13 protein-coding genes are annotated in these 22,395 nt (G+C 41.5%); 10 read left to right on the top strand and 3 right to left on the bottom strand.

Features of this window, described 5'->3' with window-relative positions:
• The first annotated feature begins 52 nt into the window (after positions 1-52).
• Positions 53-457, top strand: coding sequence for a response regulator (locus tag JW841_12525; protein MBN1961761.1), 405 nt, complete (start codon positions 53-55; stop codon positions 455-457).
• Positions 454-1,917, top strand: coding sequence for a 16S rRNA (cytosine(967)-C(5))-methyltransferase RsmB (gene rsmB / locus JW841_12520; protein ID MBN1961760.1), 1,464 nt, complete (start codon positions 454-456; stop codon positions 1,915-1,917). The genes JW841_12525 and rsmB overlap by 4 nt, the downstream gene beginning before the upstream one ends.
• 178 nt (positions 1,918-2,095) lie before the next feature.
• Here the strand turns inward: rsmB and JW841_12515 are convergent, their stop codons facing one another.
• A complete protein-coding gene (locus JW841_12515; GenBank protein ID MBN1961759.1) occupies positions 2,096-2,410 on the bottom strand; it encodes a type II toxin-antitoxin system PemK/MazF family toxin in 315 nt (104 codons plus the stop codon).
• Complete coding sequence (locus tag JW841_12510) at positions 2,407-2,649, bottom strand: AbrB/MazE/SpoVT family DNA-binding domain-containing protein (GenBank protein ID MBN1961758.1); 243 nt, start codon at positions 2,647-2,649, stop codon at positions 2,407-2,409. The genes JW841_12515 and JW841_12510 overlap by 4 nt, the downstream gene beginning before the upstream one ends.
• Positions 2,650-3,284: 635 nt before the next feature.
• Between JW841_12510 and JW841_12505 the strand changes: the two genes are divergently transcribed.
• The 6 genes from JW841_12505 to JW841_12480 all read left to right on the top strand — a co-directional run bounded on the left by JW841_12505 (position 3,285) and on the right by JW841_12480 (position 17,200).
• Positions 3,285-4,229 (top strand): hypothetical protein, encoded by a 945-nt coding sequence (locus tag JW841_12505; GenBank protein MBN1961757.1) that lies wholly within the window; start codon positions 3,285-3,287, stop codon positions 4,227-4,229.
• A gap of 68 nt (positions 4,230-4,297) precedes the next feature.
• Positions 4,298-10,189: a hypothetical protein gene (locus tag JW841_12500; GenBank protein MBN1961756.1), complete on the top strand. Its 5,892-nt coding sequence runs from the start codon at positions 4,298-4,300 to the stop codon at positions 10,187-10,189.
• A complete protein-coding gene (locus JW841_12495; GenBank protein MBN1961755.1) occupies positions 10,186-10,383 on the top strand; it encodes a DUF4926 domain-containing protein in 198 nt (65 codons plus the stop codon). The genes JW841_12500 and JW841_12495 overlap by 4 nt, the downstream gene beginning before the upstream one ends.
• 63 nt (positions 10,384-10,446) lie before the next feature.
• Complete coding sequence (locus JW841_12490) at positions 10,447-10,644, top strand: hypothetical protein (protein MBN1961754.1); 198 nt, start codon at positions 10,447-10,449, stop codon at positions 10,642-10,644.
• Positions 10,645-10,958: 314 nt separating this feature from the next.
• Positions 10,959-15,326 carry a S8 family serine peptidase gene (locus JW841_12485; GenBank protein ID MBN1961753.1) on the top strand — a complete coding sequence of 1,456 codons (4,368 nt, stop codon included), beginning with the start codon at positions 10,959-10,961 and terminating at the stop codon, positions 15,324-15,326.
• A gap of 257 nt (positions 15,327-15,583) precedes the next feature.
• A complete protein-coding gene (locus tag JW841_12480) occupies positions 15,584-17,200 on the top strand; it encodes a LysM peptidoglycan-binding domain-containing protein (GenBank protein MBN1961752.1) in 1,617 nt (538 codons plus the stop codon).
• Here JW841_12480 and JW841_12475 read toward each other — a convergent pair.
• A complete protein-coding gene (locus tag JW841_12475; GenBank protein MBN1961751.1) occupies positions 17,197-18,393 on the bottom strand; it encodes a hypothetical protein in 1,197 nt (398 codons plus the stop codon). The genes JW841_12480 and JW841_12475 overlap by 4 nt on opposite strands.
• 187 nt (positions 18,394-18,580) lie before the next feature.
• Between JW841_12475 and JW841_12470 the strand changes: the two genes are divergently transcribed.
• Together JW841_12470 and JW841_12465 are read left to right on the top strand one after the other, a co-directional pair.
• Positions 18,581-19,912, top strand: a complete 1,332-nt coding sequence (locus JW841_12470) for a DUF4105 domain-containing protein (protein MBN1961750.1) — start codon at positions 18,581-18,583, stop codon at positions 19,910-19,912.
• Positions 19,913-19,916: 4 nt separating this feature from the next.
• Positions 19,917-22,196: a UvrD-helicase domain-containing protein gene (locus JW841_12465; protein ID MBN1961749.1), complete on the top strand. Its 2,280-nt coding sequence runs from the start codon at positions 19,917-19,919 to the stop codon at positions 22,194-22,196.
• Positions 22,197-22,395 lie beyond the last annotated feature (199 nt).

Here is a 22,395-nt window from a genome sequence, read left to right as displayed (position 1 = left end):
TTTCAGCACACATTGCTCGCGAAATCACGCAGTACACGGTAGTATAGATAGTATGCAGCAAATTAATATTCTTGTAGTTGAAGACAACCCTGTAATTCGTGATTTGTGTTTACTTGGTATCGAGAAATTACAACACGAGAAAGATACAAAACTTTTACGCTTTTTTGTTGAGCAGGCTGCCGATGGCGGCTCAGCATGGCAGTACATACAAAATAATCAAGTAGATTTATTAGTTATCGATTTATACTTACCGGTGCTAAACGGTTTAGAATTAATCAGACGAATTCGTAAATCTAGTGCGATACAAAACATGAAAATTCTTGCAATAAGCGCCAGTATTCAAGACGCCCGTGATCGTTCTTTAGGTGCTGGTGCTAATTTATTTTTGCAAAAGCCACTAAGGCTAGTAGATTTACTTGAAGCCTTACGTACGTTGTTGAATTTACCGGTACCGTGAATCAGCGAAATCAAACAAAAAGCACTAAAAGAGCACCGCGAATTACTAAATCGCGTTTGCTGGCCCATCAAATATTAGTACGAGTGGCTAGTGAAGGGGCGTTTGCTGATCGTGTTCTTGATACTGCTATCGAACGTGCAGATCTCGATGACCGCGATGTGCGTCTAGTTACCGAATTAGTTTATGGAACTTTACGTCAGCAACAACGCCTTGATTTTTTTCTTAATAAATTAATGAAAACGCCGATGATAAAACTGCCGACAGCGACGGCTGTTGCTTTACGATTAGGTGCGTATCAACTTTTAGATTTACGAGTGGCGGATCATAGTGCAGTTAACGAAGCTGTTGCTTTAGTACGCATGTATCACCACTATCAAGCAGGTTTTGTTAATGCGGTATTGCGTGAGTTAGCACGCCGTCGTGATGCTGATAACTTGCAAATCTCAGATGTGCAAAATGTTGATCCGATTGCAACCTTAGCCATTAAATACTCACAACCTGAGTGGATATTACAACGCGTTGTGAAACAACTAGGTGAACAAGATGCTCAAAAATTTGCCGCAGCCAATAACTTAGCGCCACCAATAACAATTAGAATTAACTCACTTAAGGCTTCAACAGAACAAGTGCTTAAAGATTTGCAAGCACTAAACGCCCAAGTAGAATTTGTCGGTCAAGTACCCAATGCATTGAATATACGTAATGTTGGGGCACCTGCGAAATTATCACACTTTATAAAGGGCAATATTACCGTTCAAGATGCAGCGGCGCAGTTAGTCGCTCATTTTGCGGCACCCAGTGAAAATTCGGTAATTGTTGATATGTGTGCCGCCCCAGGTGGTAAAACTACGCATCTTGCAGAATTAATAAACGATAGCGGTTTGATAATTGCACTTGATATTCATCCGGGTAAGCTGCGATTGATTCAACAAGCAGCCAAGCGTTTGCAGCTAAAATCAATAATTATTAAAGCGGCTGATAGCGCTAATCATGCGGTATTATTACAAGCTGTGCAGTTTGCGATTAGCGAAGCCAATGCCAAGTCGTCAAAGAGTAGCACTAAACAATTTGCCACCCCGCCAAATTTAGTAATTTTGGATGCTCCATGCAGTGGTAGTGGTACACTGAGAAGAAATCCTGAATTGCGTCAACGCCATGAAAACTCACTTAAAGAGCTAACGGCTCTACAAGATCAATTACTTGATGCAGGTGCAAGCTTACTTACTTCAGGGGGCGTGTTAGTTTATGCGGTATGTTCAATTACCGAAGAAGAAGGCCCCGAGCGGATCAAGGCTTTTTTACAAAGACATCCAGAGTTTATGGTTAGTAAAACTTCATTGCATACCGCAAGTTGGCTGCATCCATATTTAGCGCCCTTTGCTGATGGTGAGGTTTTACAAACTTGGCCACATTATCATGGCATGGATGGTTTTTTTGCCGCACGGTTAGTGTGTGGTTAGACATTACAATACTGTTTTGATCACTCATTAGGTCTTACGGCCTCCAGTAAAGGCATGTGAAACTTAGAGGGGTATTGTTGTTGCTAGCAGCAATGTTCTTCGCTTAAAAAAATTCGGTGTCTGGCACTAAGCGACAGCGGAGAGAGCCAATCATCGTGTTGCAAATACGTTAGAGATATTATGGAGCGAACAACTCTGCCAGTCCTGCAAACAATCGCTCGGCAGAATGAGCATCGAGTAGAGCGATTCGGCGGATTAGACGCTGCTTATCGATAGTGCGAATCTGATCAAGGGCGGCGACGCCATCTTTGTTCTGAATCCTAGTAGAGACACGAAAGGCGTAGGCGCGGCCCGTGGTAAGAGGCACTACGATCACCGTGTTCAATTGCTCGTTCAATTCGTCCGGTGACACAACGACTGCAGGGCGTGTCTTTCTGATTTCGCTGCCGATGGTCGGATCGAGATTGACCAACCACACTTCGTTCCGTCTCATTGCCAGTCGCCATCAATAATGGTAGCGTCCCAGTCCGCAAGGCTGTCGTCACCCGCTTCATGACAGGCACGGGCATCACTCGCCCAGCCCGCCCGCACTGGTGCGCTGCGAATGACCACTGCACCCGCCTCGACAACAACATCGAGATCGCGGCTGAGTTTGGCCTCCTCAATAATCGCTCTAGGTAGCCTTACACCCTGTGAATTTCCAATCTGAACCAGATGAGTACGCATATTCACCTTTCTTTTGTAATTACATTGTAATCACTTATGGTCGTGATGACAAGGCCGAATAAGGCTACTATCACTAAAACTAGAAACTCATCGCCAGCCATTAACCGGTCTTGGCAGAATTGACGTGCCTTGGCATGCTGGGGATAGCCGTCAAAATGCGCATATATGAAGATGTTGGTGTCAACTGCAAACATGTTAACGACCATCCATTAGATCATAGAGTCTATCGCGGTCGGCGATATCGACGCCGGCTTGCGCGCCATTGTCACGGTGCAACGCCAGTTTAGCCACGGATGGTGTGTGTTTATTGAGGGAAGCTCGCAATAGGTCTTCGATGGTACGCGCTAGGGATTTATTGCGGGAGTGGGCCAAACGGCTCACGCGCCGGTAAATAGCTTCGTCGAGATTTATTGTTGTGCGATGCATCACGCCATCATATCGATATGATGGCGTGATGTTAATAGGTTCGGTTCAAGTAATCGCTCAATTAGCGCCGAGCCACCGTAAGTGTCGCCTGTGTTTTTGGTGTTCACACTAGCAGGGCTGACGTGAGGAGAGTTAAGGTGAAGGAGTTGAACCATGGCGAATTTTGCTTAAGACTCTTTAACTTTTGTGCTTTTTCTGTCTAACTTGGATTCGCTATGACAATTATCAACATCAATTCCATTTCTGATATCTATGATGTGCAACCTCTTGCACATGGAGCTCTTGCCGATATTTATAGGGCTTTGTATGGCGCTACTCGCCAGCCAGCCATACTTAAAATACCAAGGGGTCAACCAGCTCTAGATCTACCCACACCGACCAGGCTCTTCTGGCAAGATACCGGTAGCATTAGTGAATCAGAACCTGATCCTATTGACGCTTTGCGCAACGAAATTGCTACCTATAAAAAACTTGATAGCAATTCACGCTATATCAACATGCTACACGCAGGAGAAATTACAAGCAGTGATGAAAATAACAGCGTGCCATATTTGGTGCTTGAGTATAGGCAAGGTGAAACTTTGCGCGAGGTAATTAATAAAAAATCTGATTTTAACCTTACCATGCTTAGTGATCTTGCAATTGATCTTGAAAAAATGGCGCAAAAAGGATTGCCAAATCATGGTGATATTAAGCCTGACAATATTTTAGTTACCGGGAGTGAAGTGCGTCTATTTGATCCGGCTAGTGGCTCAGTGCGTATGCAATATGGCTTAATGCAAAATTATTTGTTGACGCCAGCCTATGCTCCTTTTTTAACCCCAGATGACGCCGTAGCTTTGGCTATTACGGCGGTTGAAGTAGCTATTGGTATTCAACCTTTAGCCTTGCCTGATCTTGCTGAGCGTCCCGAGCATGATGTCAGCGACGAGCTTGCGGATAAGTTAATGTTACTTATACAAATGGGTCGCGGTCAGTTGGTTCATTTTTTGCCCCAAGTCCCACTACCAACTGAGTTAAAACGCTCACTTTCATCTGATTGGGATGATTTTTTTCTTGCGGCATTAAATATGGTGCGAATTGGTAAAACATTATCCTATCAAGAAAAGAAAATTACTCTTCAAGATGTTGCTGATTTTCTTGATTCAGCACAATATTAATTTTTTAAAAAATTAACTCAAATCGCTGCCTTTTGGGTATATAGGACTACTACCATAAGGATACGACTATGACCTATGCCCCGACTAGCAATAGTGATAAGTCTGGCACTTCTACGATAGCAAAAATTAATCAACAATTATCAGCAAATAAAGAGTCCCGTAGTCCTTCGGCACCAGAAATTGCCGCACAAATTGTAAATGGCAAAGGTGATTTACGGGCAGCGGCGGCTAAATTGTCAGTATGGCTGTCATCTAATCATAGTAATGAAAATGCTATGACGCAGTTTGTTATGTCACTTCTGGGGCAAGCGGGTAAATCAAGCCAAAAAATTCAGCGCTTAAATGCTTTTATGGAGCATTTACGCGCTAATAACCCTGCTGGCCGCTATAACGAAATTATTAATCGTATTAGAGAGTTACGTCAGGCAGTAGTCGACAACAATCCATATGTTGCAACAACTTTGGGGTTAGTTAAGCCTTCTTTTGATGCGGCGTTTGTTTTTAAAGCAACTGATCAACATAGACAAATCGCCAAAGCTATTGCCTGCGATTTAAAGGGTTATACCTCGAAAAAAGAAGAGGCCCATGTTGTTTCGCTACTTAGTAACCCCAGAATCACCGCCGCAGATCGTTTGAGCATTTTAAAACTGTTAGCTGCTGATGGTTATGACTTGGCGCGGCTTTGTGATGAAATTGAAGATCCCAAAGAGTGCGCCAAAATAATAACGTTATTGGCCGAAGCTTTGCGTGAACCACCAGGTGCTGATGCTAAGGCGCCTTTATCTAAGTTTGGCCTTACACAAATAGCTGCTGCTGTAAAAGATTTAAGCTCTGGGTTCACTAGCGCTAAAGAAGAAGCAATCATGGCGCAGTTGTTGCATTTAATTGCGCCAACGCAGCTCTCTGATTTTATGCGGGTGGCAGCTGATGTTGACCTGGATTTTCAAGATATTTTAAGTGAGCTTGAAGACCCACAAGAGCGAGAAGATTTTTTAAATAAAGCTGCTACAGCACTTGATACAAAAACTCGTGCTGCCGCCATTGAATCACTAGCTGCTGGTTGGACACGTAAATGGGAAGAGCAGGCAATGGCCAAACTGCTCTTTTCTTTAGATGATACAGATTTATTTAATAAACAAGAAATACGAGAACAGTTACTGCGCGAATTAGAAGCTAAAGGTATTGATTATAACAGAATAGTCGCAGAGCTTGAAAAATCTGAAGTCCGTCAGCAGTTTAAAGATAGTTATGAAGCCCTTGAAAATTACGCGCGCTTGCGTGATGGTGAACAATTTATCCCTGGTCGTGGTATACCAGTAACTCGCAGTGATTTTGCGAAAGTATCTGGTAAAGAAGAAATTAAAGTAGCTACCTCGGCTACTAAAAAGTTAATTGCTTCAAGCAGTAGTTATATTGACACGCAGCAATGGCGAAAAATTACTACAGGGTTAAAAGCTGCAGATAAACCTGCTGAGGCGATTAGTTTTCTCAATCAAGGTATTAAAGAACTTGATGAAATTGTAGCCGATGCCCGTGCTGCTCAAGATGGTGCCAAAGCCGCCAGTGAAAGGCTTATTAGCAGCCGTGGTGAACTTGAACGTATTTTACAGCAGGCCAAAGCAGTTATGGCAAACGTGCCATTGGGTTGCACAAAGTGGCGAGTGGCAAACCATGCTCATGCCCAGGCAACCACTCAAATACAACGCATTAATGCTAAGCTTGATGTTTTGCAAAAACAACTAGGGCCAAGTGGCGCAGCGCAAGCAACTAATGTTGCCGATATTGCCGTGGTTAATGACCTTGGTCAGTCACTTAAACGCATGCGCGATTTAGTGCAGCGTTATGAAAAGGTTAAAGACCAAGCAGCACAAGCAGCTTTATTAGTTGACATTGGCGCTGAACATACGTGTGCTGCAAAATTGTTAGAGCGTGTTGATGCCACTATGCAAGATGGCTTGCTCACAAGGCCGGTATTAAAACGTCTTGAAGCTTTTGAATTATCACTTGGTATACTAAATGTAGTTGAAAATACTGCGCAACAGTTAACCACTGACATTTATACCGTCGCTCTTAAAGAGTGTTTGCCCACAGATGCTAAAACTGCTGGCTTAAGAAGACATGCTTATAGTTTGATCATGAATATTGATGCGCAAGTACCACAAAACACGGGTGAGCAAAATAAAAAACTCGCTCAACGTATTGATGCAGAAGTTGGCGTGCTTAACAAACGTATAGCAAGTTTGAGCGCCGAGTATGATAAAGCTAATGATGTTTTAGAAGCAGATAAAGAGCGACAACGCAAACAACCGCCACAAGCTGCTACAGCTGAGCAAATAATAAAAGTTATAAAAGCCCAGGCAAAACTTGATGGTGCAGGTATGGGTTCGCTTGCTCAACAAATTGCCGGCCTTACTGAATTGCGCAAGAAATTAAGACAACAAAGTGACTTAATCCACACCCACGATGCTGTTTTAGCTAAGCATATACATAATCGTTTTATGGCCTTAGGTTTGTCATCACCAATAGATGAAAATGCTGATGCCACACAAATAGAAGCGTTATTTATTGAGCTTTGCAAGATGCACGGGGTTGACCCCGGCACCTATCCAAGTGATGCTACCTGGGGTGAAATTGATAATTATTTTAACAATAAAATTCAAGAGATTTTTCAAGTTCAATCAAAGCTGGGTGGTGTAATTAATACCATTTTGCAAAATACTTGTGGCTATACTCCAGCACAACTTAAGAGCGCTGGAGTTAGTGATATTACCCCCGAAGCCATGATGCGGGGTATTAATGCGTTACGCAAAGAGCTGGCAATGTTTTCACCGCCTTTGCCCGACCCCCTTGATCCTGCCAGTATTGGTGATTTGATAAAACTGGCTAACGGTGAAACTATTGCCGAAGCTACACAAGACCACCCGCAAAGCCTGTTGATACAAGCATGGCAAGCACGCCAAGTAGATGCTGATACTTTTACTAACGATGATATATCTCGGCTTATTGCTAACTTTGCTAATATTAATACTGATAACAGCAGCGCAAAATCTTTAGGTGAATTACAGCGTGCTGCGACCGATTTACACAATAGCCCAGCATTGCGTAATTCATTAAACAAATTGGCTAAGCACCCAGCGCTATTTCGCGCCATTGCCGCACAAGCTGATGGTCTATATACCAATGGTGCAAGTCTTGCTGATATTAATGCTTTTGTACCGCGCCTTGCAGGTTATACTGAACATAAAATAGTAATAAGCGCCTTTTTTGAAAATGCTGCACAACTGGCGCGAGAGCTTAATGCCTGTCTGCCAGAGAGTATTTTAAAAGATGATGACGAAGATAAAGTGGCGGAGGTTTTTGAAAATCTTCAACCGCATCAAATCGCCATGGTTATTGCTGAATACGATCGTCAATTTGGTGGCAAAGATGCTTTCTTTAATCGTTGTGTTAGTAACCTTTCTGGTCGCGATCTTGGATATATCTATTATTTAATACAACGGCGTCCAATCAGTGAACGTATAGAAACTAACGTTGCGCTTATTGGCCAGGGTGATCCTGAGCGCGCTGCGCGTATACTTGGCAAACGCGCCATGGATACAAGTGAAGAAAGCGGTGGTTGGGGTCTTGAAGCAAGTATTAAATTCCGGGAGCGCGCCTATAATGCAACCAGCATTAGTAATTATTATGCTAATAGAGCACGTAAACATTTATCTTTAGCTCGTGAGGCTTATGTAAATTACCAAGCTGCCCGACAAAACTTAGATAAAATATCAAAGCGCGATATAGGTGCTTACGCTGTTGCCGAAAATGAAGTTATAAAAGCGCGTGATATATTTTTTAGAGAATTTGCTCTCACGCAAGACGGGTTAGCTGAATATGTTGCTATCGAAGATCAAGCTGTTGATACCGCCATTGAGCGTTTAGAAATTGCTAATCGTGTAGTGCGTGGAGTGGTAGTTATTTCGGTTGGCACTATTGTTACCATAGCAAGTTTAGGCGCTGCTGCCCCGGCAGTAGGCACCGCCGGTGGAGTAGTGCTTGCTGTAGGTACTGGCGCAACTGCAGCAGGCGTTACGAGCGTTGGTATGCAAGCGCTTGATGATACTATGCGCGGTAAGAAAATAGATGCCATGCGACTAATGGAGGCCTATACCGATGGTTATCGTGAAGAGGCAGTCGTTGGGGTTAGTGCAATATTACCGTCTCTAGCTTTTGGTCGTTTAGCCGCTATCGCACAAAATGCCGGGCGTGCAGGTTCAGTAGCAATGAAATTAACCACTAATCCGCTTGGTCGTGCGGCTTTTGGTGGTATAGTCAATGTAACTAACGATGCCATGGGCCGTTTTATTTCTACAGTTGGCAAAGATCCTGGTTCGATTAGCGAAGCAGAACGTTGGTCAGTTACCGGTGCCGGTATTGCCTTTTTTACCGGTGGGATACTTGGTGCTGCGGCACCGAAAATTCCCCAAGCAGGTCTAAGAGCTGTTGCCTTTGATGCTTCTACTGGTGCTGCTGATGTGTTGTTGCGTTCACTGCTTGAAGGACGTAAGCCAACGATAGAACAAATGGTTCAAACCGTGATTACTGGTGTGATTACTGGTGCGGCAGCTAGACATGCACATTCAGCAATCAGTAGCATAAGAGGCGCTAAAGTTACCTCCAAATCAGAAGCAGGTGTTGCTAAGACAAGCAGCAAAACAGCAAACGCAAGTGCTACAAGAGCGCTGCCAGCGCCCAAATGGATGCAAAAAGCTTACCAGCGTGTGCGCAGTATGGCTGGTTTATTACCAAAGTTACCTTATATTCGTCATACTGCTGCACCACAACCACCTAAAACTGCAAGTGTTGCAGCTGAAGTGGTTTCGCCAGCAAATAAAGCAAGTAAACAATTTTTAGCAACTAACAAATTGCATGGTCCAGTGCCCGATGGTTATGTTGATGGCGGGCGTAGTACGAATATTGGTTCTGATGGTAGTATAATTTTTACATCGAAAAATCCACGTGAAGTCATTGTAGTAGATAGACAACGCGACGTAAGGTTGAACGAATTTATCGAGCACGCAAAAAGCCCAGAAGTAATGGCACTAAGCCCTGAACAACGTGTTCGGCATTTAGCAATGTATGTAGACCATATAATGAATGGCGGTGGTGAGCGCGCTACGGTGCAGCAGCGGATGAATAGCTGGATTCAAAATGGTGTTGATGGCACTAATGGTTATGGTGGTCAAGAAGTATTACTTGGTGATGTCGGAGTCTTAGGTGGTGGTATGTGTCGCCATCGCGCTTTACTATTTCATATGCTTGCAACTGAGGCTGGGTTAAACTCGACTTTAGTGCGCGGTAATTTACAAATACCTAACGGTGAAGGTGGGCATGCATGGAGTGAAGTTATCGTCAATGGAAAGCGATTTATAGTCGATGTAATGAATCCTATGACTGAAGGCTTTACCCAAATACCAAGTACAAAAGATCCAATTGCTGCCGCCTACCGCAAACTTAATCAAGACGGTAGTTCAAGTGCTGCTTATGATAGTAATGGTGAGCCAACGCTAGAGGTGACGACTACTGGCGGTAAAAAGAAGCAGATGACTTATGTTGATGATTTAAGTGATGCAAATCATATTAGCAATATTTCGGATAATGAAATTACCAGAGCAAGTGTAATCGATAAGCTTAAACGTTATTTATTAAATCCTGAGCACCCAGTTGGTAAAGAAAAGGCTCGATGGTTCGAGCAAGCTCTTGGGTATACACAAAATAACATGAATGCATTAGCCAAACAGATTATTTTTGATGAAAATAAAGCACAAATAACCTCAACCACTGAGCATGGTGTAAAGTATAATCAGGTAATAACAATCAATGGAGCTAACGGACGTATCATTGATGTGACTTTTGCATGGATACGTAAAAATGATGGAGCCGTTTGCCTTGTAACCGGGATACCAAGCAAAAAATGAACAAGCTAAATGACTATGACGTTGTACGGTTGAATCACGCAATTGTGCAGCACAATTTGCCCGAAGGAGCGATTGGTACTATTGTGATGATTTATTCTGAACCGTTAGCATATGAAGTGGAATTCTGTGATGATGAAGGTGGAACTATTGCATTATTAACCTTACATGAAGAAGAAATTAGCAGAGTTAATTAAAAAACATAAAGTCTAAATAATTAATACAAAAAATAACTGCAATTCAGTTATAAGGCCTAACTTATGGCAGATGACATATTGCTAATTAAAGCAAAACAAACAGTTTTGACAGATGCCGACGTACGTGAATGTTGGCAGTTTGTGGTGCAAGGCATAACTGCTGGATGGCTTGATGAAGATGAGATTAATGAATTGCTTAGCGAGCTACGCCAACATCGTGATTTTGGTATTGAAGAATTAATGTTTGAGCATATTGATTAAAGACTGCGTGTATCATTTCTAGGTGAAAAAGCTTTTTGTTCTGCTGAGGCGATGATTGCAGAGCTAACGCAACTTATTAAACAAAAGTAAATCAACTTGGTATGCTAGCAGACGCTAATGTAGGTAAAGCTAATCTTATACACCTACATTAGAGGTATTAACGTGGCGCATATTAATAATTAAGTCATCCTTGACATTTTTTAATAATCGGTGCCTACTATAAATAATTGTAAATAATTGTATTGATTATGGTAAACGAAAGATCTTGACTCTAAAAGAGAGTCAACGATTTTATTGTAGTTAGGCAGGACAATATGGTTGCAAGACTTAGTTTTTGCACGCTTCATTATATTTATCTTTTCTACTTTCTATTAGCTATAACGGCATGCAATGTAGACGATGAAATACTATTTACTGACTCAAGCTTAAGAACCTTTCAAAATACAACATTAACCCAAACAAAAAACAGCGTCGCCAAATCAAGCTCGCAATTATCAGAGCGAGTAGTTCCGGGTGAAATTATTATCCGTTTTAAAGAACAAAGCTCGCTTTATACGCTTGCTGCAGCACTAAAAACTAATGGTATTCCCTTAAGTGTTGCTGCGCCGCAGACACAAATTGACAAATATTTAGATGATAATAGCGCTATTAAATCACTGCGTGGTCAAAGTTTAAGCTCTTTTTCAAAATCAATCAGTAAAATTTCTTTAAATCAAAAATCGCTTAAAGTTTTGCATGAACTTGAATTAGAGCGTTTATATAGCAAGCAAGCAATGATTGCGCGGCGATTTGCGCATCTGCGTAAAAGTGCGCCCAACAATAAGTCATTATTATATGGTGTATATAAAATATCTGTTGATCCTTCAATAGATACAGTTAGGCTGGCAGCGCAACTACAAAAAGATAGTGAAGTATTATATGCCGAGCCGAATTATTTGATACCATTAACGGCAGCGCCAAATGATGCCTATTATGCAGACGAATTATGGCATTTGCAGAATTTAGATCTCGAAACAGTATGGAACTACCCAACACCAAACAATGGAGGTTATACTGGTAATAATATAGTCGTAGCAGTTATTGATAGTGGTCTTGACATAACTCACGAAGATATTGTTAATAATCTTTGGCAGAATACAGATGAAACTTTTGGTGATAACGATGATGATGATGGCAATGGTTATAATGACGATAAATATGGATTTGATTTTGTTAATAATAGCGGTACGTTGACTGATACTAATGGCCATGGCACTCATGTCGCTGGTATTATAGCTGCTAGTGGTAATAATAGTATAGGCGTCATCGGGGTTGCCCCCAGAGCTGAAATTATGGTTCTACATGCTTGTCAAGGTTTATGCGGACGAGCTGAAATCATCGAAGCTTTTTATTATGCAGCCGATAATGGGGCTCAAGTAATTAATTGCTCATTCACTGAATATGATAAAAGCCAATTAGTTAAAGACGCTATCGATAATGCTATTGCTAATGGTGTAATAGTAGTAGCTGCGGCTGGCAACGATTTTATGGATACTAGTAGGGCATATCCAGCAAGTTTTGAAGGTGTAATAGCTATCGGTGCTTCTTTATCTTCAAATGAACCAACTTGGTATTCAAATTTGGGTGGTCGAGTTGATTTATTTGTACCTGGTGGCGATGATACTAGTGGTGGTCATATTTTGTCATTAAAGTCTTCAGGTACTTCAGGTGGTAGTAATTTCTCTGACCCAAAATATTATTATGACTGGGGCACAAGTATGGCGTCGCCGTTTGCTTCAGGATTAGTTGCGTTATTACTTGAAAGATGGTCAGGATTAACTAACGACCAAGTGCGATTTCTTTTTCATAACTACGCTATACCAACTAATGATTGGTCAAGCGATAGATCTTTTGGTGTGTTAAATGATGCCGCAGCGATGATGGCTGCCCCTGAAGAACCCCCAGATTTGCATGGCTATATTACTAAACCATCACATTTATTAGAAACATCTAATAATTATTTTCATAAAGGAAATCAGTTAGAAATTTACGGTGTTGCTACTGGTGCAGATTTTCATCACTATGAAATAGCTACAGCAACGGTAGATGATTATCTTTACGATAATCCAAACTTTATTTTGCGATATACTGGTAACTCCAAAGTTGAGCATCAAAGTATAGATGATGAAGATGGCGGTATCTTAGCAACTATTAACACAGGCACTGGTGTTAGCGGCAAAGTGTTATTTATCCGCTTGCGTGTATATGACGATAATCAACACTATATTGATGCCATAACTGCACTATTTCGAGATGATACTTTAGAGCAAGGCTGGCCGCGTTATAATGAAGGCTATGAATATCTAAACAGCGAGCAACTGTCTAATACATTGCTTGGCGATGTCGATGGCGATGGTTATATGGAAATTATTAGTATGCCAAGAGGAGCATGCTGGGTATATATTCGTCGTTATAATGGAGAGACGTTAATCTCTGGGTCTGATCCATTTATTGATATATGCGCAGTCGTTTCTAATTTAAATACTTATAGCACACATAAAATTATCGGTATAGCTCTTGCTGATTTAGATAAAAATGGTGACTTAGAAATTATTGTTGCGCCACCAGTAACTAATAATAATGAAACTATTTATGCATTTCATCATGATGGAACCGCCGTTGCGGGTTTTCCGGCAGGAGTCGTTAATGCGAGCGGAAGTTCTTCTGAGATATATACTGAATATCCACCAGTGGTTGCGGATTTAGAAAATGACGGAACCCTTGATATATTACGTGTAGCTACTAATGGCAGCGTTACTTATTTAGTTGCCGTTGATGCTGCAGGAAACCCTAAAAACGGCTTTCCATTGTTGCTTGGTAATTCTGATGATGTAGCATTTCCTCTCGCTGTAGGTGATATAGATGGTGATAGTAAAGCAGAAATATTTGCCCAAGCTAAGGGGGCATCAGAGTTACAAATAATTAGGCTAAATGAAACGGTAACAACGATTAGCGGTTTATTTCTTGCAGCAGTACTTGCAGATCTTAATAACGATGATAACTATGAATTAATTGATATTAGAAAGCAGAGCAGCAATTTATATCTTGAAAGACGCCAAGCTAACTCTTTAAATACAATAGCATGGTCTAAGACGGATAGTTTATTAGATCCACAAGCACTGCGACTTGCTGATGTTGATCATGATGGTGATTTAGAAATTATTGTAAATACCACACCAATTAATGTTTTGGATGTATATGATGATCAGGGTAATAAATTAAGCGAGTATTCTAAATCTATAAAAAATATTCCAGCACCTTCATTTGCAAACCCGTGCTCGGCACATTGCAATGGTCTTAGCGATACAAAAGCTATGGTAATCGCCGGCATTACTGGTGATAGTTACAGTCTCTTTGATAGTGATAGTGATGCTTTATATAGCATGACTGCTGCCGGAGATCATTTATCAGGTTTCCCGAAATACTTTGCCCCATTAGCAGCTCCAGCTTTAGGTGACATCGATAATGACGGTAAACTAGAAATTGCAGTGCAAGCAATGAATGGGCTGGTTTATGTTTTTGAATTACCACAGGCTCAAGGTAGTTTAGACTGGCCGACCTTTGGCGCCAATAACCAGCGAACTCATATGGTTAATGCACCACGATTAGGTTTAGCGGCGCCAGCAGAGCTCACTGCCGGTAGATCATCTACTATTAACATTTTATTTAACCACTTAACTCAAAGTGTAAATCATACACTTACTATATATTTGCAAAACCCTGATGGTTCAATAATTGCAGATGCCACCGCAAGTACTTCACAAAAACGAGGCAATGTTAATATTAGTCTTAGCTTACCCGCCGATATGCTTGATGGAAGTTATGAACTGTACGCTAAAGTAGTTATCAACAATAAAGTATTAGCACGTCAGACGATTAGCACTTCAGTTATATATGAAATGCATGATGTGCCAGATGTTGTGCATCAATCAATAACTACCGCACAATCATTAATTTTAGCTGAAGAATTAAGTATTGGTACTATTAATTATACAACTTCAACTACTTATGACCCTGGTACCGTATTAGAACAAGATCCAGTCGCTGGTTCAAGCGTACCTTTAGGTAGCAAAATAAATCTCACCATTGTTGCCGACCCCAATATGCGTGTAGTCCCTAATGTGGTTAACCAGACTCAAACCAATGCAGAAAAAGCAATTGAACAAGCAAATTTAAAAATTGGCAATATTACTTTTGAGCAAACCGACGAAGTATCACCAGGCACCGTCTTAAGACAACAGCCAGTCGCAGGTGAATATGTACCATTAGATGCAACAGTTAATTTATGGGTAGCAACTGATCCAAATTTGCCAATGGTGCCTAATGTAGTGCTCAAAACTATTGAAGAAGCAAAAGAAATAATTACAAATTCAGTATTTAAATTAGGTACGATTACTTATGAATCTTCTACTGAATATGCTCCAGGGACAGTTATTAAACAACAACCATTAGCCGGACAGACTGTTGCGGCAAATACGAGTATAAATTTAGTAGTGGCTACAAAGGCAAATACTAATCCACAAAAAGAAGTTGTAGTTGCTCGATCAGATGGTTGCGCTGCAACGCCTGACAGTGGTGCTATTGCTTTCTCGGCGATGCTTATTTTGATTTTATCAACTCGGCGTAAACGATTTAGTGATTAATTGACTATTGTGCACATGTGGTTCGATCTAGCTCACCACGAACGGGTAAACCATAACCCCCGGTTGCCCTAAGCCAGTCGAGGAGTCGAACCACATGAACGGGTGACCCTCCATTTAATGAAATTATTTCTCTTAAGCCTTATAAAAATATAGACTTTTTTAAAAACAGATATATGGATTTCTCTAATAAGTATTATCAGCAAATAACCGCGCGATATTTTTGCGATACGGCGCGGCTTTAGCTACGTTTACAAATAATGTCGTTACAATTATTAATCTTTACTCTTGCATCGTGGACGATCTCTGCCAATCCCCCACCTGCGGATACTTCTGACATTGATGAGCAGAATGCCGAGGCTTTAGCTGAAATTATTGCCCGAGATGCATTAATGCAAGAGCAAGATTTAAGCCCAACCGATGATGCTAAATGGGTTTTACATGACCTTTTATTTGACGATTTTGCACAGACTAAAACTATATCGCATCAAGTAAAAAGCATTATTGCCGATCGTGAAGAATTATTATGGCCACGCCAGTTTGATTGGATGTTAAATTTAAAAACTGATGCTTTAGCTGCACGCTTACGTTTAATGCCAGCTCATCAAGCAATACAAGCCCAAGGGCATTTAGCTTTCGATATTCCTATAGTAGATCACCCTCTAGTAGACTCCTACATTGATTATTTTACCGGTCGTGGGCGTTGGTTTTTTGAGCGCTGGTTATCTCGATCTGACCGCTATATCCCCATTATGCAACCGATTCTTGAAAAGCATGGACTCCCAAAAGATTTAGTTTTTGTGGCTATGGTTGAAAGTGGTTTTAGTGCTACTGCCACATCTTGGGCAAAAGCAGGCGGTTTTTGGCAATTTATGCCTGCAACAGCTCGTGTGTTTCATTTGCGACGTGATGCTTGGGTTGATGAGCGTCGTGATTTCATTCGTGCTACTGAAGCAGCAGCTACATATTTTAGCAAATTGTATCGTGAGTTTGGCGATTGGCATTTAGCATGGGCGGGATATAATGCCGGTGAAGGGCGTGTACGGCGCACTATGGCCAAAGTAGGTGTTAGCAATTTTTGGGCATTAGTAAGGCGTAAAGCTCTTCCCAAAGAAACACAACATTATGTACCTAAAATAATTGCAGCAGCGATTATTGCTAAAGACCGTAAAAAGTACGGTTTTGCACAAGTTAAGCCATTATCACCACTTGCTTATGATGAAATTGAAGTAAATGATGCCACAGAATTACAAGTAATATCGCGCCAATTTGGTTGCTCATATGAACTTTTGCAAGAGCTAAATCCAGGACTAAGTTATGGTGTTACTCCACCACAGCGATCAACAATAATACGTGTTCCTAAGGGTCGTGGTGAAGAAATAGCTTCATGGCTAAAAACGCAAAAGCCAGAAGAGTGCGTATCATATGCCCGTCATATTGTAGAGCGTGGTGAGAGCTTGGCGCGTATTGCCCGTCGCTATGGCAGCACTATTAAATTGATTCGTGAATTTAACCGCATTAACGATGTAAGAAGTTTGCGGCCTGGAGATAGGCTGATTATTCCGGTAACTGCCCAAAAGTGGCGTAGTCGACAGATAGCTAACCAGAAAAATGATGAACAAAGAAAAAAATGGCGCGCCAGACAAATTGCAGCTCGTTGGCAGAAATCGGCAGTTAATAAAAAGTATGCACCAAAGAAATTTAAATTAAAACGAACGGCTATACATAAAGTTCGTCGTGGTGAGACGTTATGGTCGATTTCGCAACAATATGGTGTAAGTGTTGATCAGATGAAATCATGGAATGATTTGCCAGATAATCAAGTACAAGCTGGCGCAGTGTTAGAAGTTTATGCGGCCGTGGTGCCAAAAAGTTAGATAGCTGAACCCTTTGCAGTTAACCCATTAGCAAAAATCATCTGTTTTAAATTTTCAAAATCATCACCAAGTAAAATGCGTGCATTTTGCTCGTAGATTTCGGCAGCACGACTGTCATTTAGGTTTAAAGCAATACGAGCAGCATCAAGATGTAATAAGCCTGCATTAGGGGCTTGGCGCAGGGCTCGTTCTATATCGCGTCGTGCATCATCATAACGATTTAATGCTGACAAAACTAATGCGCGAAGATGAAAAGCTTGGGGAACACCACTACCTAATTTTATTATATGATCTGCATAGACTAAAGCCTGCTTTGCATTACCGTTATTTAGTTCGATGGTAGCTATTCCGGCCATAGCAGGATCGTGTTCAGCATCGAAAGTTAAAGCACGACAAAAAGCTTGATGGGCAACCGCAATGGCTTCGGGATCGGCGCTACATAAAAGCACACGTCCTAAAACGCTATGAGCATCAGCAAATTCGGGCGCAGCGATTATTGCTTGTTCAGCAAGAGCAAAGGCTTGAGTAAGCGCGCTTTCATGATCTTGCTCAAGTGCTTCTAAAGTGCCGGGGAAGTGTAAGACTAATTGAATCAATGAATGAGCGGTAAGCGATCGGCATAATGAAGCATGCACACCAGCGTTGGTCTCGTCGTTTTCAAGCATGTTGACCAAGCGAGCTAGGGCGCTAGCTGTAGCTTCAGCACCAAGTTCATGCAATTCACCTTCAGCAGTTAATAAAGTTGCAAGTGTTTCGGCATTGGGATCATCATCAACAATTTCATCAAGTAGACCAAGCGCCATTTTACGGGCGCCGCGTGAACGACGAACAGCATAGCTGCGGCATAACACTAAAATAGCTCTAGCCATGGTAGCGCGCTCGTGAGAGTGAGCACTGGTGCGCGCTAAGCTTATGCGCAGCTTTTCGGTCATTTTATCAAGGGCTGATGCCGAGCTGCTAAAAGCATGCGCCATTATTGAGGTAGTAGGCGGTGGTTCATACTTGGGACGAGGGGTATCTTGAGCAAGTTTTTCAGTAGCTAACGGCAGTTGTGGTGCTGGTGTTGAAGCTGGTGTTGGCGTTGTTATTTGGGGTTTAACGGTAGCTGATTCCTTGGGAGGTTGTTCAGTAGGAATAGCAACCGGGCCTGAGCCAGCATTAGTAGGTGGTTTTTGATCCCAGCGTACGACCATTGAGGTATAGCCTATCGCGACTTGCAGTAAGTCGCCAAGGGGTTGAATGCAATGAAATCATGTTTTAACGCAGGTTTTCGATTTGGCCAACACTTTGAACACCTTTGCCGCTTCTGTTTTTCGCCAAATATGCTAAAAGCTAAAGATAATGCATAATTTCAAGTGTTTAATATTGCTAATTGTCATTTTGACATCAGCAACGGCAATAGCTCAAACAAAATCGCTACCAGCAGGCCCAGCCCTGCAGAATTCAGCTCGTCTTTCAAAAGATACGGTAATTGGGTCGTCTGCAACTAAAGGCAATTTAAAAACATCAGCAATAAAACCGAGCAAACCATTAGGTTCAGATTTAGCGTTATATTTATTAACTTTTGGTCCAGGTGATCATCCTTTTTTTAAATTCGGCCATGATGCGATTTGGCTTCACGATGATTTTTCGGGCCTTGATCTAGTTTATAATTACGGCACTTTTAATTTTAGTTCGCCTTGGCTTATTCTTGATTTTCTTAAAGGTAAATTGACCTATTGGCTTTCGGTAGACTCACTAAGAGCTACTGTGGCTTCATATAGTGCTGAAAATCGTAGCATTGTAGCGCAAAAGCTTAATCTAACCCCGCAAGAGCGCTTAAGTTTAGCTCGTAAGTTAGCAATAAACGCTCGTCTTGAAAATAAGTATTACAAGTATGATTATTATCTCGATAATTGTGCAACCCGTATTCGCGACATCATCGATATTACTATTGACGGTCGTCTTAAAGCTACTGCTACAGCAAAGGCGCAAATGACTTGGCGTCAGCATACTTTGCGCCATACTGCCGATAATCTGCCGGTTTATTTGGGTCTGCATGTAATTATGGGAAATTACATTGATCGCAACATTTCGGTATGGGACGAAATGTTTTTACCAGTCAAGCTACAAGAGACAATAGGTAAAACAGAAGTTATAACACCGACTGGTGAAGAACCACTGGTGCAAAGCGAGTTTACTTTAGTTACAGCTGCTCGCCCTGTCTTGCGAACTTCGCCACCAGCTTGGTTGATATGGTTTCTATTGGTAGGGCTAGCTCTGGGAGGGGTATTTATTATCTTGACATTATTAGCTTATCGTCAACATTGGCGATGGGCAAAAGTTGCCGTAGCTTTAATATTAGCAGCTGCTGGTTTGGTATCTGGTCTCTTGGGTTTGATATTTGTTTGTTTGTGGGCCTTCACCGATCATGTTGTAGCGTTTCATAACGAAAATATTTTGCAATACGCTCCATGGTCATTATTGCTGTTGCCTGCTGCTATCAGGCTTTTACGTGGAGATATGCAAGTATTGCCGAAAATTCGGAGTTTATTGTTGGTATTAGTTATTGGTTCTTTAATGGGTTTATTATTGAAACTTTTGCCCTGGTTTAATCAGCAAAATTTTGAGTTCATCGCCTTGATGCTACCGTTTTGGGTTGGATTATTCGTTGCTATTTATTTATGGGAGCGCTCTTGCCAGGCATCGACTCGCCATGTAAGCAATTTGTAAACTAATGGATCTTACGCGTTTAAATTCTGCACAATATGAAGCGGTGGTATATGGTCACACGCCGTTATTAGTACTTGCCGGTGCTGGTACTGGTAAAACTACGGTTATTACTTTTCGTATCGCCAACCTAATTGAACAACATGCGGTTCTTCCTGAAAGGGTGCTAGCGGTTACATTTACCAACAAAGCAGCACGTGAAATGCGCGAGCGTACTGGCGCTCTAATTGGTATAGATCCTCGCGGCCTTGATATTGGTACATTTCACGGTATCTGCGGGCGGGTGTTGCGTCGTTATGGTTATCGCTTAGGTCTTGATCCAAGTTTTTTAATCTACGATCAAGATGATCAATTAGCATTGATCAAACAATGTCTGGCAGCACTTAATCTTGATAGCAAAGTTTTTTCACCCCAAGCCATGCGTTACATAATTGAGCAATGGAAAAATAAGGGCGAGACTCCTAAGCAAGCTAATGTTTCGGTTTTTGATTTAATGCAACAAAAAGCTTTAGAGGTTTATCAACTTTATGAAGATGAACTTAAACGTGCTAATGCGGTTGACTTTGGTGATTTACTTTTACACGTCGTTACTTTGTTAAAAGACGATAAAGAAGTGCGGTTAGCACTACAAGCTAGGTGGAGTCATATATTAGTCGATGAATATCAAGATACTAATCATGTGCAGTATTTATTACTTGAGAATTTAGTGACCCCTAACCATAGTTTGACGGTCGTAGGTGATGATGACCAATCAATTTATCGTTGGCGTGGTGCAGATATTGGCAACATTTTACGTTTTGAGCGTGATTTTCCTGGGGCGCAGATAGTACGTCTTGAGCGCAACTATCGCTCGACCAAGCGAATTTTAGCGGCGGCTAACGCAGTGATTGCACACAATATCGCTCGTAAAGGCAAGACCCTATATACCGATAGTAGTGAGGGTGAAAAAATTCAGTTAAAAATGTACGCAAGCGAACGTGACGAAGGTGAAGGAGTTGCTATTGGTATTGAACAAGCGATAAACGCAGGTTGCACCCCTTGTAATATCGCTGTTCTTTATCGCACTAACTCGCAGTCACGTCCTTTAGAAGATGCTTTGCGTCGTCGCCGTATACCGTATGCGGTTTTTGGTGGTATACGTTTTTATGATCGACGCGAAATAAAAGACGCGCTTGCTTATATGCGTTTGTTGGCAAATCCCAATTCTGATGTAGATTTTATTCGAGCTTTAGGCGCTCCTGCACGTGGTGTAGGTAAAACTTCACTAAATAAATTGATAAGCTTAGCGCGTGAGCAAGGTTGTAGTCTTTTCGCAGCGGCGCAAATCGCCACGAGCGACAATGGTGGCATAAGTGGTCGCGCTAAACTTGGGCTTGGTCAATTTATTAATATGATTCTTGCTTTGCGTGATGGCGAGCCTTTACCATTGGGGCGTTTAGTCGAACGCTTATTACGTGATAGTGGTTATATTGAAGCGCTTAAGAAAGAGCCCGGTCCTGATGTTCAAGATCGTATTGATAACTTAGTTGAGTTAGTTGCAGCAATTGATGAATACGCTTCACTTAATCTTGATGCTAGTCTGCCAGGATTTTTAGAAGAAGTTGCTTTAGCAAGCGATATTGATACATTACGCGAAAGTGATAATGCTGTTGCCTTAATGACTTTACATAGTGCTAAGGGATTAGAATTTGATAATGTATTTTTAACGGGTATGGAAGATGGGTTGTTTCCGCATAGCCGCTGTGCTAGTGAAAAAGCGGCGCTCGAAGAAGAAAGACGTTTATGTTATGTCGGCTTAACACGTGCGCGAAAACGCATACAACTTTCAGCAGCACGTATGCGCACAGTTTTTGGTGAGCCTCGTTTTGCAGAATTGTCGCGCTTTGTTGGTGAAATTCCCGATGAGATATTAGATATTGATTATAATCCAGCAGCGCGTACTAATCAAGCATCATTTTCGTCCTCATATATGAATGGATTTACAAATCGCAATGATGATCTTGCGCAACCAGCATTGGTAGCCGACGAAATTTGTTGTGATCCTTGTTATAAAGAAGAAGATGATGATATTGAGTATGAAGTAAAAAAACAATTACCTGCTCACACAACAATAATTGTTAATAAATCAAACTCTGGTTTTATTAAAGGTACCAAAGTCTATCACGCTTCGTTTGGTGAAGGTCGTGTTATTGCAGCAGATGGTCAAGGGGCAAAACAAAAACTTACCATAGATTTTACCTCAGTTGGTCGTAAGGTTGTCGTCGCTCGTTTTGTTGATAGGTGTTGATTTATCTATAATGTTATAACTAATTATAATTGCAGGATTTTTCTAATAAATAAAATTATTAGAGGTAATAAAGTAGTATATTTTTTTAAAAGAGAGCCACTTGCAAAAATACCATAGTAACCTTTTCATCGTCACCCTCGCGAACGCGGGGGTCCATAACATATTGTTTTTACATAACATTCCTGGATTCCCGCTTTCG

The organism is Deltaproteobacteria bacterium (genome assembly GCA_016931625.1).
Classification (GTDB): Bacteria; Myxococcota; XYA12-FULL-58-9; order XYA12-FULL-58-9; family JAFGEK01; genus JAFGEK01.
The sequence above is the reverse complement of the archived record's forward strand: the minus strand, read 5'-3'. Positions and strand labels throughout refer to the sequence as shown.

What these genes read in the sequence shown, in the direction of transcription:
- JW841_12525 (MBN1961761.1), top strand. Translation starts at nt 53, where the DNA reads ATGCAGCAAATTAATATTCTTGTAGTTGAAGACAACCCTGTAATTCGT.
- JW841_12480 (MBN1961752.1), top strand. Translation starts at nt 15,584, where the DNA reads ATGTCGTTACAATTATTAATCTTTACTCTTGCATCGTGGACGATCTCT.
- JW841_12500 (MBN1961756.1), top strand. Translation starts at nt 4,298, where the DNA reads ATGACCTATGCCCCGACTAGCAATAGTGATAAGTCTGGCACTTCTACG.
- JW841_12505 (MBN1961757.1), top strand. Translation starts at nt 3,285, where the DNA reads ATGACAATTATCAACATCAATTCCATTTCTGATATCTATGATGTGCAA.
- JW841_12515 (MBN1961759.1), bottom strand. Translation starts at nt 2,410, where the DNA reads ATGAGACGGAACGAAGTGTGGTTGGTCAATCTCGATCCGACCATCGGC.
- JW841_12465 (MBN1961749.1), top strand. Translation starts at nt 19,917, where the DNA reads ATGGATCTTACGCGTTTAAATTCTGCACAATATGAAGCGGTGGTATAT.
- JW841_12485 (MBN1961753.1), top strand. Translation starts at nt 10,959, where the DNA reads ATGGTTGCAAGACTTAGTTTTTGCACGCTTCATTATATTTATCTTTTC.
- JW841_12495 (MBN1961755.1), top strand. Translation starts at nt 10,186, where the DNA reads ATGAACAAGCTAAATGACTATGACGTTGTACGGTTGAATCACGCAATT.
- JW841_12490 (MBN1961754.1), top strand. Translation starts at nt 10,447, where the DNA reads ATGGCAGATGACATATTGCTAATTAAAGCAAAACAAACAGTTTTGACA.
- JW841_12475 (MBN1961751.1), bottom strand. Translation starts at nt 18,393, where the DNA reads ATGGTCGTACGCTGGGATCAAAAACCACCTACTAATGCTGGCTCAGGC.